Raw genomic sequence first — 12,571 nt, forward strand, 5'->3', positions numbered from 1 at the left:
TTTTACCTGATGGCTGAATCGACTCGTTTTACCCTGCCCCGCGTGACCACCTGGTCGGGCCTGCGGGATGAACCGCGAGGCGCTCAAAGGCCAGCGATCGCCCTTGTGCCGGCGCCCTCCCGACCTGCCCCCGATGACGCCATCGCCGAAGGCGCCGCGCTGCACCGCCAGGCGATGACCGGCGACCCGTCGGCCATCCAGAAGGCCTTGGCGTATTTTGAAAAGCTGCGTGAGCGGCACCCTGCCGATGACCGTGTCACCGCCTATTTCGCCGACTGCCAGTCCATGACCGGGAGCACCGTCGACGACTCCTACGGCATGTTCAAAAACGCCATCCCCTCCATCAAACTCCTCGACCAGGCTGTGGAGAATCGCCCCGATGACATGGAGATCCGCCTGCTGCGGGCCTACCAGAGCTTCCGCCTGCATGAGGGCTTCTTCCGGCGCACCTCCACCGCCATCGGCGACTTTGAAGCGATCCTGTCGGCATGGGATGAGAGGCGTTTTGACCTGTCCCCGGAACGGCGCAAAGCGGTCCTCTTTGACCTTGGCTGCGCTTATCACCGCCTCGGCATGACAGAGGCCGCCGATGAGACCTGGAACCGTCTCCTCTCCCTGGACGGCGCGGAAGCCTTTCGTCGCGCCGTCGAAAAGGCGCGGGGCGACTTCCCCGCTGATCAGGAGGCTGAATTGCTCGCCTTGACCGACAAGGCGGATCTGCTCCAGGAGGGCATCCGGCTCTTCGAAGCCGGCGCCGCCGGCGACCGGGGAGCCGCCCGGGTCGCTCGGGACTTGCTGAAAAAAGCCCATGCCGCCGATCCGGAGGATCCCCTCGCCCTGGCCTACGCCGCCTCGGCAACAGCGCTGACGGAAAAAGACGCCATCGAGCCGAACGCCCTCTTCGGCAGCGCCATCCGGACGATGAAAGCCCTCCGGGAAGCGAAGGAGAAAGCGCCCGAGAATCCGCGCATCCGCCTGTTGCGGGCCTATCTGGCCTACTCCCTGCCAGAGGCTTTTTTCCACACGGCCCAGACAGCCATCCAGGATCTCCGTTTCGTCCTGGAAGCCTATGAAAAGGACCCGGCGCTGCTGAGCGGCGAGGAATACGCGCGCGTTCTTCATCACCTCGGCCAGTGCTACCGGCGATCCAACAATGACTTTGAAGCGAAAAAAATCTGGTCCCGCTTGTTGGCCGACTGCCCTGACTCCTCCTATTGCGCCGCCATCCCCGCCGCCCTCCGAGAGGAGGCGACACCATGACGTTGGCCTTTGAAGACCGCATCCGGGCGGCCCAAACACCGGACCTGTTTCGTCGCTACTTCCGGGATGCCGCCGACGTCATGCCCCTCGAACGGCTGGCCGCCTACCAGACAGAGGCGCTCAAAGAGATCGTCGCCATCGCTCACGCCAAATCGCCCTTCTATCAGGAGCGGTTTCGCCAGGCCGGTGTGCGGCCCGAGGACGTGCAGGAGCTCTCCGACCTCGCCAAACTGCCCTTTACGACCAAAGACGATCTCCGTCACGACCCCTGGCGCTTTCTCGCCTGTGACAAAGCCGATGTCAGCATCATCCATGTGTCCACAGGAACAACGGGCGGCAAGCAGATCTATGTGTTGCACACCTGGGCCGATTACTACATGCACGACCTGGCGCCGGGCTTCCCCGTCCTCGTGCCCGTCGGTCGCGGTGACATGGTGTTGAACGCGCTGCCCTATGAGATGAGTTCCGCCGGCCTGGCCTTCCACAAATCTTTCATTAATAGTTGCGGCGCCACTGTGCTCACGGCCGGCAAGGGGGGCGCCTACTCGACACCGGACAAGACGGTGCAGATGATCCGCGATCTGCAGCCCAACTGCGCCGTCACCGCCCCCTCTTACGCCGTTACGCTCTACGAGACAGCCCTGCAAGAGGGCCTGGATCTGACCTCGCTGGGCTGGAAAAAGATGTGGCTGACTGGGGAAGGCTGTTCGCCGGCCTTCCGGGAGCGCGTCGAAAGGCTATGGGGGACGCGGGCCAACATGTACTATGGCACCCTCGAAGGCGGCGTCGTCGGCATCGAATGTGATGAACACCGCGGCTATCACGTCACCGAGAGCCATGTCATCCTGGAGATTGTGGACCCGAAGACAGGCGAACCGCTCGAACCGCTGGAAGTGGGCGAGATCGTCGTCACCTGCCTGGCGCGCCGTGACGCGCCCTTGATCCGGTATCGCACACAGGATATCGGCTATTTTGACCCTGACCCCTGTCCCTGCGGCGTTCCCTTGCCCCTCTTACACCTGCGGGGCCGGCAGGGCGACCAGATCCGGATCAACGGCGTCGATTTCTCCCCATTCTATCTGGAAGAGTTTTTGATGCGCCAGCCCGAAGTGGGCAACTGGTACCAGTTCGTCGTCAAGGGGGGAGACAACGATCGGTTGAAGATCCGAGCCGAACTAGCCCCCCAGGTGAGCGCCACGCCCGATCTGGCCGACAAACTGTCAAGCAAGATGGAGTACGCCGTCGGCGTTCCCTGCGAGTTTGAGATCGTCGACAGGATCCCCCGTCCCCGCGGCAAGACTGTCCGGGTCGTCCGGGAGGAGGCAACGCCATGATCATTGACGCTCACGCTCATTTGTCAGACACGGAGTACGGCAACAGCGACCTGTATCAGGCCCAGTTGCGCGAAGCCGGCATCGACAGCGCCGTCGTCGTGCCTGGCGGTATGATGGATGTGCGCCGGATGACCGACTATATCACCGGCCGGGCAAAGCCGGAAAAGCCCTGCCCCGACAACGCCTACCTTGCCGCCGCCTGCTCTTCCCTCGGCGGCAGGTTGACGGCCTTCGCCTGCATCGACCCCCACGACCCGCAGGGGCCGGAGATGTTCGAAACACTGCTGAAATCCGGTTTTCGCGGCCTGAAACTGTCGCCGATGAGCCACCAGTTTTCCTTCGCCAGCAAGGGTGTCGCCGAACTGGCGGAGATCTGCGGAACCTTCGGCGTCCCCGTTTACACGCACACCGTCTTCAGCCCCGGCGCTTCAACCGCCAAATTCGTCTCCCTGGCGCGCCGCTTTCCCAAGGTCAACTTCATCCTCGGCCATATGGGATTCGGGCCGGCCGATCAGGAAGGGCTGGAGGCGGCCATTGCACTGGATAACTTTTTTCTGGAAACATCGACGGGCAGCTACCTGCATATCAAGGAGTCGGTCCGCCGCGCCGGTCCTTCCAAGGTCATCTTCGGCTCCGAATTCCCCCTCTCCCACCCGAAAGCGGAACTGGCCAAGATCCTTCTCCTCGGACTGAAAGGGGACGATCTGGACCAGGTGCTCGGCGGGAACATCGCGCAACTGACCGGAATTTCTCTCCGGAGCGATAAGCCATGACTCCCGAAGAACGGCTGCGAGCGTTAAACGACGCCCTCTGCCGCTACCGCAAAGCCCCCTTTTTCAAGGATCGGCTGCCAGAACCCCCCCTCTCCTCACTGGGGGATTTGAGCAGCATCCCCTTGATGACCAAAGCCGATCTGATCGCCCATTCCCCCTTCGGCATGCTCTGTGTCCCCCAGGCAGAGGTGTTGCAGTACCACGAATCCTTCGGCACCACAGGAACACCGGCCTCCACCTGGTTTCACCAGGGCGACCTGCAGGACAATGCCGACCAGGTGAATGCCTGCGGGATCGACTTTACGGCAGCCGATACGGTCCTCATTCGCTATCCCTACGCCATCTCCATGATCGCCCATGCCGTGCACCGGGCGGCCCAGGACCGGGGCGCCGGCGTTATCGCCGCCAGTTCCCGCTCCACCGTCAGCCCCTTTCCCCGGATCATCGACCTGATGAGCAAGCTGCAAGTGACCGTGCTGGCCAGCCTGCCCCTGCAGGCGCAGTTGTTGGCCGAAACGGCAGAATTGCTCGGCTTGCGCCCTGACCGTGACTTTCCCCACCTACGGGCGCTGCTTGTGGGCGGCGAGCCGATTCCCCCAGGCCGCCGTCGCCTGTTGGAGGCCATCTGGGGCGTTCCGGTCTTCACCATCTACGGGATGACCGAGATCGGCACCGCCGGCGCCGCCTGTCGTTACGGCAGGCTGCACCCACTGGAGGATTACTTCATCTTCGAGGTTTTGCGGGAGGATCTGGTGAGCGAGGCGGCACCGGGCGAAACAGGCATCCTCGTCGTCACCAGCATCACCGACAAAGCGACGCCCGTCGTCCGCTACATCACTCAGGACCGTGTTTGCCTGATTCCGGAACCATGCCCCTGCGGCCAGGGGAGCACCCTCAACATCCGCGGCCGGAGCGCCGACACCATCACGCTCGGTGGACGCACCCTCGATCTGTGGGACCTTGACGGGCTCGTTGACCGCCTCCCCTGCCGCCGTTTTTGGATCGCCGGCGTCGAGCCGCCCGGTTTGCGTTTCGTCGTGGAAGCAGAACCGACTGCGTCCTTGCCCCCCGGTTTCACCGAAGCGCTCACAAGGGAAATGGGGTTTCCCGTGACCGTCGATTTCGTCCCCGAGGGCGCACTCTACGACCGCCGGGACCTGCTCAGCGTTGGCGTCGTCGGCAAACCTCGCTACATCTATCGCGCCGATGAAATGGCCTCCGGCGCCTATCTGCGCTCGGCAAAGCTGTGATCAGCCCATCTGTCATAATATAGTGGCAATATTTTCCACATTGAATACCCTGTTAATGGAGTGGATTGCGTGTTCACCATCACGAGCTGCTCCCGAACCTTCTTTTGACGCTTTCAGATCTACGAAGGAGGGATACGTAGTGGATCCAAAAAAAATGGAAGATGCCATGAAGCAAATGCGGACAAAAATGGCAGAAGCCAAAAATGCCGAAAACAAAGTGGAAATTGTCGCCGACGCCATCCGGGATATGATTGTCAACATGGGTGTGAACATCCCCGATAAAGCCTTTGACGTCATCAGCAAAATCAAGATCCCGGCCAATCTGGGCACTGGAGAGAACAAACCGGCCGCTCCCGCCGTTCCGTTCACCGTGCCCAAAGCAGCCACCGCCGCCGCTCCGGTCACGGTGACCAAACCGCCTACCCCAGTCGCTCCGGTCACCGTAACCAAACCGCCTATCCCAGCCGCTCCGGTCACCGTAACCAAACCGCCTACCCCAGTCACCCCGGTGGCGAAGACAGGCGCTACGACCGTTCCCGTCACGGTTACCCCACCGCCCGTACCGACGCCTCCGGTCACAACGACACCGACCTACCATGTGGAAGCCGTTCAAAAGGCGATGGCGAAAATCCCCAAGAAAGAAAAAACCTGCCCCAACTGCGGCCACAAGATGACCAAGTAGCTTTTCAGGGCAGGAAAAAAGGCGACAAAGCCGTCGCCTTTTCTTTTTTCTTTTTTACTGCGTTCCCTTATTGCTTGTCACAGGACATATCGGGATTGTTCTTCTCTGCGATTTCCTTCAAGAGCATCGCCTTGAAGGCATCCAGCGGCATGGCTCCCTTGTCGCCTTCCCCACGCTTGCGAAGGGCGATGGCGCCATTCTCCGCTTCCTTGTCGCCAACGACGAGCAGGTAGGGGATCTTCTGCACCTGGCCTTCGCGGATCTTGTAGCCGATCTTCTCGTTGCGGCCATCGACCTCCACACGGATCCCCTCTTTGGCCAGCGCTGCCCGGACCGATTCGGCATAGTCATGGTGGCGGTCAGTAATGGGCAGCACCCGCGCCTGCACCGGCGCGAGCCAGGTCGGGAAGGCTCCGGCAAAGTGTTCCGTCAGGATGCCGATGAAACGTTCAATGGAGCCGAAGACAACGCGGTGGATCATGACGGGCCGGTGCTTCTGTCCGTCCTCACCCACATAGGTCAGATCAAAGCGCTCGGGCATTTGAAAATCCAGCTGGATGGTGCCGCACTGCCAGGTCCGTCCGATGCAGTCTTTGAGGTGGAAGTCAATCTTGGGCCCATAAAAAGCGCCGTCGCCAGGGTTGATCTTGAAGTCCATCCCCTTGGCTGTAAGGGCCTCTTCGAGGGAGCGTGTCGCCAGTTCCCAGATCTCATCGCTGCCCATGGCCTTTTCCGGTTTCGTCGACAGTTCCACATGGTACTCAAAGCCGAAGGCCTTGTAAATCCGGTCGATCAACTCGATGACCCCGATGATCTCCTCTTTGATCTGTCCCGGCGTCATGAAGATGTGGGCGTCATCCTGGGTGAAGCAGCGTACCCGCATCAAACCGTGCAAGGCGCCGGAGATCTCGTGGCGGTGAACCAGCCCCAGTTCGCCCATGCGCAGCGGCAAATCACGGTAGGAATGGATCGACTGCTTATAGACAAGCATGCCGCCAGGGCAGTTCATCGGCTTGATGCAGAAATCCTGCTCATCGATTTGGGTGACGTACATATTTTCCCGGTAATTGGCCCAGTGACCTGACCGTTCCCAGAGGGCGCGGTTGAGAATGATGGGCGTGCGAACCTCGTGGTAGCCGGCCCGCCGGTGCTCCTCGCGCCAGAAATTTTCCAGTTCGTTGCGGACGATCATCCCTTTCGGGAAAAAGAAGGGGAATCCCGGTCCCTCTTCAAGGATCGTGTACAGTTCCAGTTCCTGGCCGATCCGGCGGTGGTCACGCCGCTTGGCTTCTTCGATCCGGCGCAGGTGCTCGTCCAGTTCCGCTTTTTTCGGGAACGAGGTCCCGTAGATGCGCTGGAGCATCTTGTTCTTCTCGCTCCCCCGCCAGTAGGCGCCGGCCAGGCTCATCAGCTTGAGGGCCTTGATCTGACCAGTCGACGGCAGGTGGGGACCGGCGCAGAGGTCCACAAAGTCGCCCTGACCGTACATGCTGATGACGGCGTCTTCGGGCAGGTCTCTGACCAGTTCAACCTTGTACTGCTCCCCCCGCTCTTCGAAGAAGCGGATGGCCTCTTCCCGGCTGACCTCACGCCGTTCGATGGGGTAGTCGGCCTTGATGATATCGGCCATCTCTTTCTCGATGGCTTCGATATCCTCCGGCGTAAACTTGTGTTCCGAATCGAAATCATAGTAAAAACCGTTTTCAATAGCCGGGCCGATCCCCAGTTTTGTGCCAGGGAAGCGGCGCTGAACCGCCTGCGCCAGCAAGTGGGACGATGAATGGCGGTAGACCTCACGGCCTTCGGGATCGTCAAAGGTGAAGATCTCCAAAGCAACATCCTTTTCAATGGGCGTCGCCAAACCCACCACCTTGCCGTCAAGCTTGCCGGCGACAGCATGCTGGGCCAGTTTGCGGCTCAACGCTTCAGCGACGGCGCCAACGGTCGTTCCCTGGGGGAATTCCCGGACAGCCCCGTCTTTCAAAGTCACTTTCACGATATTGCTCAAGATGTGCATCCTCCTTAAATACAGTTAAGCCTCTCGCCCCCTGATCGGGACGAGAGGCGGTGAGTCCGTCTCTTGGATTCAGTTTAATCGTCGCGTAATGGCTTGTCAACTTTGGGGTGAACCGGACGACGTGGCGTTGCAGCATCTGTGTCCTTTGTCGTTATGTCTGCATCTCTCTCGGTTCCCGCGCTGCCACAAAAGCCTGGCAGCGTTCACAGCCGGGACAGCGGTGCAACCGATCGCCGAAGACAGCCTGGATGGTGCTCAAGGTCTCACTGACCGGCATCTCTTCCCGCGAGTGTAGGACAACCTGCACTGGCGCCACCGTCACCAGGGCGCTGATCAGCAGATCTTCGAAACTGATCTCCTCATGCTCCAGGTAGTCGCGGTTGAAACCGTCGACCACCTCGTTGTTGACCGGATTGCCCCCGTCATCAAGCAGTTGAAAGCCGCCGGGACGCAGGAAGACATGGACCACCTGAACACGGGACTCCTGGATCTCGAGAAAGTAGCGCAAGAGGCGGATAAACTCGTTGTACTCCTTCTCCATCATGTACTCGTCAACGGCGGTGTCAACAGCGTCGGACACGGAGTGAAGATAATCCTTCAATCGGAAGCGAAGAAAACCATCCACATGAATCCGGCCGTAATCAACCAGCACCTCCACCAGGCGCTCCAGGATGCGCTGGTTGCGGCCGATGCGGTACATGATGTATTCCTTCGATACCTCTTCTTTGCGCTTCATTATATGAGCGGCTTTCTCTCCGATCACCCTTCGTTCCTGTTCATTGAAGTGGGGATGATCGGACCGCAACCGTTTCATGATCAGGTCCCGTTCCCAAACCTCCAGGATCCATTCCATCAGCACCCGGGCGCCGAATTGACGCAGGATCAGGGTCATCTCGTTCGATGATTCACCGGCGGGGTGTTCCTCCAAAAAGCAGGTCAACTGGTGAACCCCGTTGGACCGTTCCTGTCGCATGCTGAGCCGCCAACCTTCTCCGGCCAGCGCTTGGATCTCCTGGGTGAGCCGCTGATTAAGGCCGTCCAGACTGCGGCTCGCCCCGATGGATAAAATGGCGGACAAGGAGTTCACCTCCCCCTTCATGCTGTAGTATATGAGAAGTTTTTTCAGAGTATACAGTTTGTGAAATCGGGGGAATAGGCGCTCCCGCCTTGAGGGAATCTTAAGGGTGATCGCAGAAAGGGGCGAGGGCATGCAGCGATTGCTTTGGTTACTGATCATCGCCTTCTTGCTCATCACCGGGATCACCTCCTGTTCCCCCCAGCGTCGCCCGGCAGAAACACAATCACAACAACAGGGGAAGCAGGGACAGCAAGATCAGCAGGGGCAGCAAGGCCAGGAAAAGCCCGATTATCAGAATATGAAGACGATGATGATCGATATCATCAAAACCGACGAGTACCAGCAACGGCTGGCCCGCATGATTCGTGATCCCGAGTTTCAGGCGATGGTGCTCTCCCAAGACCCCAAGTTCCAGAAAACGCTCCAGGAGATGCTCCGGGACTCAAAGTTTCAGGAAAACCTGGCCCTGGTCATGAAGGAAAAAGAGGTGCGCAAGTCCATCAAGGAAACCGTCAAAGAAAGCATGGACGACCCGGAGATCAAGAAAAAGATCCAGGCAGCCGCCAAGGCGCAGCAAGGCAGCAAAGGCAGCGGTAGCAGCGGTGGCGGCGGTGAAAGCGGAGGAAACAAAGAAGCCGGCCAGGGAGGCGGCGGTGGCGGCAGCGGTGATTGACACTCTCCCGGCGGCGGCCAAACCCCGCGCAAAAGGCTCCCCAAAACAAAGCGAAGGTTTCCGTCAAAAACAACGGAAACCTTCGCTTCTTTCGCATCCATAAAAACACTCTTGGATAAGATGTAACGGGACCGAAAAGGGAAAGAACCATACTTTTTTCATTCAAGGTTAACACATGGTTAACCCCGTTGGGATAGGATTAGAATCATCCAATGTCACAAGGCGCAATCCGGAAAGGAGGACACCTTGCATGTTATTTCGCGGGCACCAAGGGCTCCTTCCCCTCGAACAGGTGATACAGGCCTTTCAACATTTCTCTGGAGAATTCCCGGACGCGCCCATGCACCTGTGGATCGGAACGGACAGCCAGTCCCATGGCAGCTCAACCCGTGTCGTCACCTCGATCACAGGCTACCGGGAACGCAAAGGCGCCCAATCCTACCAGTACACACAGGTGATCAACCGCTGCCTTCCCCTCGGAGAAAAGCTGGACTTTGAAACCCACATGTCCATTGAGGTGATCGGCAAGCTTCGCCAGAGCCTCAACAGCCGCCTGCTCTGCTGGGAGTTGGAGCTACATATCGATGGCGGCGAGAATGGACTCAGCCGCCTGCATCTGCCTCGAGTGGTGGGTTGGGCCGAGAGTCTCGCCCCCGTCTATCAATATGCCGTGCGAACCAAGCCCTTTGCCGTCGGCGCCACCCGTGTGGCTGACCGCTACTCAAAGTGATCGGCACGGTTCATTTCCTGCTTGTCACCTTCAACCGCCTACGCCGGTCCGCAAAGCCCCGTGCATTTCCCGGAGCGTGCTGTCTATCTGTGTGAAAATCCTCTCCAGTTCAACTTCGTTATAGCCAAAGGATTCCGGCTCCACCAACTCCGGTTCATGGAATTCGTCCCACTCGATCTCGGGATAGCGGTAGGTGACCGTCAATTTTCCGATAACACGGTAGTTGACCTTGAAGTAAAACGAGAGGTTTTCCAGCTCGGCGTTTTGGGGGTCCCAGTCCGAAGCCACCTGCACGCTCGACCCGTCGCCGAGCTTCGCTTTCAACAGCGTCACAGCGCCGACATTCAGGTTTGCCGGACAAACAGTCAGGTGTTCACCCAGCAGAATGGACGCTTTTTGCAACCGTGTCAGCAGGGGCGTCTGAATTTTATCCCCGTAAAACTGTTGAAACTTGCGATTGAGATGGCCCGCCTCTTCCGGTTCCCGCTGTTGACGGACGCGCTCCTTCACCGGCGCCAGTTCCCAGCGCAGGATTGGGAGAACGAGAGAGTAGCAGACATTGCAGAGCCGGACAGGGTCGGAGATCGGTTGCACATGATCCATCCGAGGTAGAATGGCACGGACCTCCTCATGGAGAAGGAAGGGCGCCTTGCAGCAGGAGCAGCGCGCCAGTTCCTGGGGGCGAAGGCTCTGAGGGTGCATCCCCCGGCGACCCAACTGAAAGCTCAACTCGAGGACGGTCAGCGTCTCAAAATGGTGAGCGGGATCAGGCGGAATCTTCGCCATCGGCGCTTCCATGCGCTGCAGGATGCCCGCCAGATGGCGCGCGTAGGCGCGGATCTGGTCTGTCTCCAGATCCTTGGAGACGGCTTGACGCATGACCATCATCTTCTCGTCGGCCTTGTTCGTCTCTTCGGCGATCAGGCGCAGGTTCTCGGCAATGTGGTCGGGGACCTCAAGACCGTATTTATACATCATGGAATGCTGCAACACGGCCCAGAAATGCTGTCCCACAGTCCGCACCTGAATTTCGGCAAACAGGGTGACGGCGCCATCGGGCGTGTACATCTCATACTCGACGATCAGGTGATGGCTCCGATAACCGCTCGGTTTTGATGAGCGGACAAAGTCCTTTTCATTGATCAACCGCAGATCCCGTCGATTTTTGAGAATGGACACGACTCGCTCGATATCGTCCAGGTGTTGCACGATCACCCGCAATCCGGCAATGTCTTTGATGCGGCTGCTGATTTCGCTGTTGACTGGCCAGCCATACCGTCGCGCCTTTTCGATCAGACTCTTCGCTTTTTTCGTCCGGCTTTCGATAAAGAGGATCACAGGTCGCCCGTATTTCGCTTCCAGGGGCGCCCGCAGCGATTCCAGCTTGACACGCAGTTCCACTTCCATCTGCCGGTACGTGGCAAGCATGTTATCCAGTTCGGCAAGGGTTAGTTCCACCGGCAATCACCTCACAGCCCCGGCGGCCGTATGATTTTTCTCCGTTCCCTCTTTGTTCGGATTTCTGTCGTACCATCTTTTTATTCGCCAATTCGGAGCGTCGTTCCTTCACGTTCTTTAATTATACAAGTATACAGGCCCCAATCGTGCTATATTCAGACATCCAATCCCCCGTCGACCATTCGCCTTCCATCGGTTCATCGGCGGCCTGCTTTTTCGCGGAGGAAAGAGCGGGTGAAAGGACATCCGGCGTTACCGCTCCCCGCCTTCATCTCCACTACATAGACGTCAGGCGTGACAAAAAGGTTGCTCCGGCGGTCTGTTTTCTTTACAATTTTTTCATCAGGATATGACATCCTTGGGCCGGCGCAGGCTAATAGGGTGACACCCCTTCAAGCCATCGACTGCGACACCATCGGAAGAGAAGGCGGAAAGGATTCGATAGCAATGAATACGTTCAACCTGCGCGAATACCTGCTTGTCATCGTTGGAGCACTCCTCTTTGCCATCGGCACCAGCGCCTTTATCCTGCCTTCGAAGTTGGCGCCAGGCGGGGTGGCCGGCTTGGCCACGATCATCTACTATTTAACCCACCTGTCACCGGGGATCATCATGTCACTGCTCAACTTTCCCCTCTACATCCTGGCTTACCAAAAGATCAACCGGGAGTTCGTCATCAAAACCTTTATCGCCGTCACCACATCATCGCTGTTCATCGACTGGCTTCAATACCTGCCCAATCTATCGACCCAAAATATCCTGCTGAACGCCCTTTACGGCGGTTTGATCTATGGTTCTGGCGTCGGGCTGATCCTGCGCGTTGGCGGCAGCCTGGGCGGCGTCAACATCCTCGCTAAGATCTACTCCGTTCGCGCTGGCTTGTCCTTCGGAACCTTGAACCTGGCGTTGAACTCGGTCATCGTCCTCTTGTCCGGTTTGACGGTCGGACACGAAGCCGCTATGTACACGATCGTGGCCTTTTACGCTTCCAACCGGGTTGCCGACTTTATTCAGGAGGGGCTGCCCAAGAAGGCCGTCACGATCATCTCCCGAGACGCGGAACAGATCGCCGAGGCGATCATGGGGGAATTGGGGCGAGGGGTCACCTTTTTGAAGGGCGAGGGCGCCTTCACCCACGACGACAAGAACATCATTCTCTGCGCCATCGAGCCCAACCAGCTTTTTGCCCTGAAACGGACCGTCTACGGAATCGATCCGCAGGCTTTTCTGATCATCTCCGACGCCAAGGAGATCCTCGGTCGAGGGTTTAAGTCCCTGCGGCCCACGACATAATGGTCATTGAGTTTCACCGGATC

General features: G+C 58.8%; 11 protein-coding genes. 8 read left to right on the forward strand and 3 right to left on the reverse strand.

The annotated features are described in order from the left end of the window. The first annotated feature begins 9 nt into the window (after nucleotides 1-9). The 5 genes from GTO89_RS05435 to GTO89_RS05455 all read left to right on the forward strand — a co-directional run bounded on the left by GTO89_RS05435 (nucleotide 10) and on the right by GTO89_RS05455 (nucleotide 5,299). Nucleotides 10-1,260, forward strand: coding sequence for a tetratricopeptide repeat protein (locus GTO89_RS05435; RefSeq protein ID WP_161261062.1), 1,251 nt, complete (start codon nucleotides 10-12; stop codon nucleotides 1,258-1,260). Beyond that, a complete protein-coding gene (locus tag GTO89_RS05440) occupies nucleotides 1,257-2,594 on the forward strand; it encodes a phenylacetate--CoA ligase family protein (RefSeq protein WP_161261063.1) in 1,338 nt (445 codons plus the stop codon). The genes GTO89_RS05435 and GTO89_RS05440 overlap by 4 nt, the downstream gene beginning before the upstream one ends. After that, entirely contained in the window at nucleotides 2,591-3,367 is a 777-nt protein-coding gene (locus tag GTO89_RS05445; RefSeq protein ID WP_161261064.1) for an amidohydrolase family protein, read from the forward strand. Before GTO89_RS05440 ends, GTO89_RS05445 begins: the two co-directional genes overlap by 4 nt. After that, nucleotides 3,364-4,617: a phenylacetate--CoA ligase family protein gene (locus GTO89_RS05450; protein ID WP_161261065.1), complete on the forward strand. Its 1,254-nt coding sequence runs from the start codon at nucleotides 3,364-3,366 to the stop codon at nucleotides 4,615-4,617. The genes GTO89_RS05445 and GTO89_RS05450 overlap by 4 nt, the downstream gene beginning before the upstream one ends. A 139-nt stretch (nucleotides 4,618-4,756) precedes the next feature. After that, entirely contained in the window at nucleotides 4,757-5,299 is a 543-nt protein-coding gene (locus GTO89_RS05455; RefSeq protein WP_161261066.1) for a hypothetical protein, read from the forward strand. A gap of 67 nt (nucleotides 5,300-5,366) precedes the next feature. Here GTO89_RS05455 and thrS read toward each other — a convergent pair whose 3' ends face one another. Together thrS and ytxC are read right to left on the reverse strand one after the other, a co-directional pair. Then, nucleotides 5,367-7,298 carry a threonine--tRNA ligase gene (thrS, locus tag GTO89_RS05460; protein WP_161261289.1) on the reverse strand — a complete coding sequence of 644 codons (1,932 nt, stop codon included), beginning with the start codon at nucleotides 7,296-7,298 and terminating at the stop codon, nucleotides 5,367-5,369. Nucleotides 7,299-7,467: 169 nt separating this feature from the next. After that, entirely contained in the window at nucleotides 7,468-8,394 is a 927-nt protein-coding gene (gene ytxC / locus GTO89_RS05465; RefSeq protein WP_161261067.1) for a putative sporulation protein YtxC, read from the reverse strand. A gap of 130 nt (nucleotides 8,395-8,524) precedes the next feature. Here ytxC and GTO89_RS05470 point away from each other — a divergent pair, with 130 nt between their 5' ends. Both GTO89_RS05470 and GTO89_RS05475 read left to right on the forward strand, forming a co-directional pair. Next, nucleotides 8,525-9,067: a GerD family protein gene (locus GTO89_RS05470; protein WP_161261068.1), complete on the forward strand. Its 543-nt coding sequence runs from the start codon at nucleotides 8,525-8,527 to the stop codon at nucleotides 9,065-9,067. Between the two features lie 250 nt (nucleotides 9,068-9,317). Beyond that, nucleotides 9,318-9,797, forward strand: coding sequence for a ribonuclease H-like YkuK family protein (locus GTO89_RS05475; protein ID WP_161261069.1), 480 nt, complete (start codon nucleotides 9,318-9,320; stop codon nucleotides 9,795-9,797). 30 nt (nucleotides 9,798-9,827) lie between these two features. Here GTO89_RS05475 and GTO89_RS05480 read toward each other — a convergent pair whose 3' ends face one another. Continuing rightward, nucleotides 9,828-11,255 carry a GTP pyrophosphokinase gene (locus tag GTO89_RS05480; protein ID WP_161261070.1) on the reverse strand — a complete coding sequence of 476 codons (1,428 nt, stop codon included), beginning with the start codon at nucleotides 11,253-11,255 and terminating at the stop codon, nucleotides 9,828-9,830. A gap of 447 nt (nucleotides 11,256-11,702) precedes the next feature. Between GTO89_RS05480 and GTO89_RS05485 the strand changes: the two genes are divergently transcribed. Continuing rightward, nucleotides 11,703-12,548 carry a YitT family protein gene (locus GTO89_RS05485; RefSeq protein ID WP_161261071.1) on the forward strand — a complete coding sequence of 282 codons (846 nt, stop codon included), beginning with the start codon at nucleotides 11,703-11,705 and terminating at the stop codon, nucleotides 12,546-12,548. Nucleotides 12,549-12,571 lie beyond the last annotated feature (23 nt).

The organism is Heliomicrobium gestii, from assembly GCF_009877435.1.
Classification (GTDB): domain Bacteria; phylum Bacillota; class Desulfitobacteriia; order Heliobacteriales; family Heliobacteriaceae; genus Heliomicrobium; species Heliomicrobium gestii.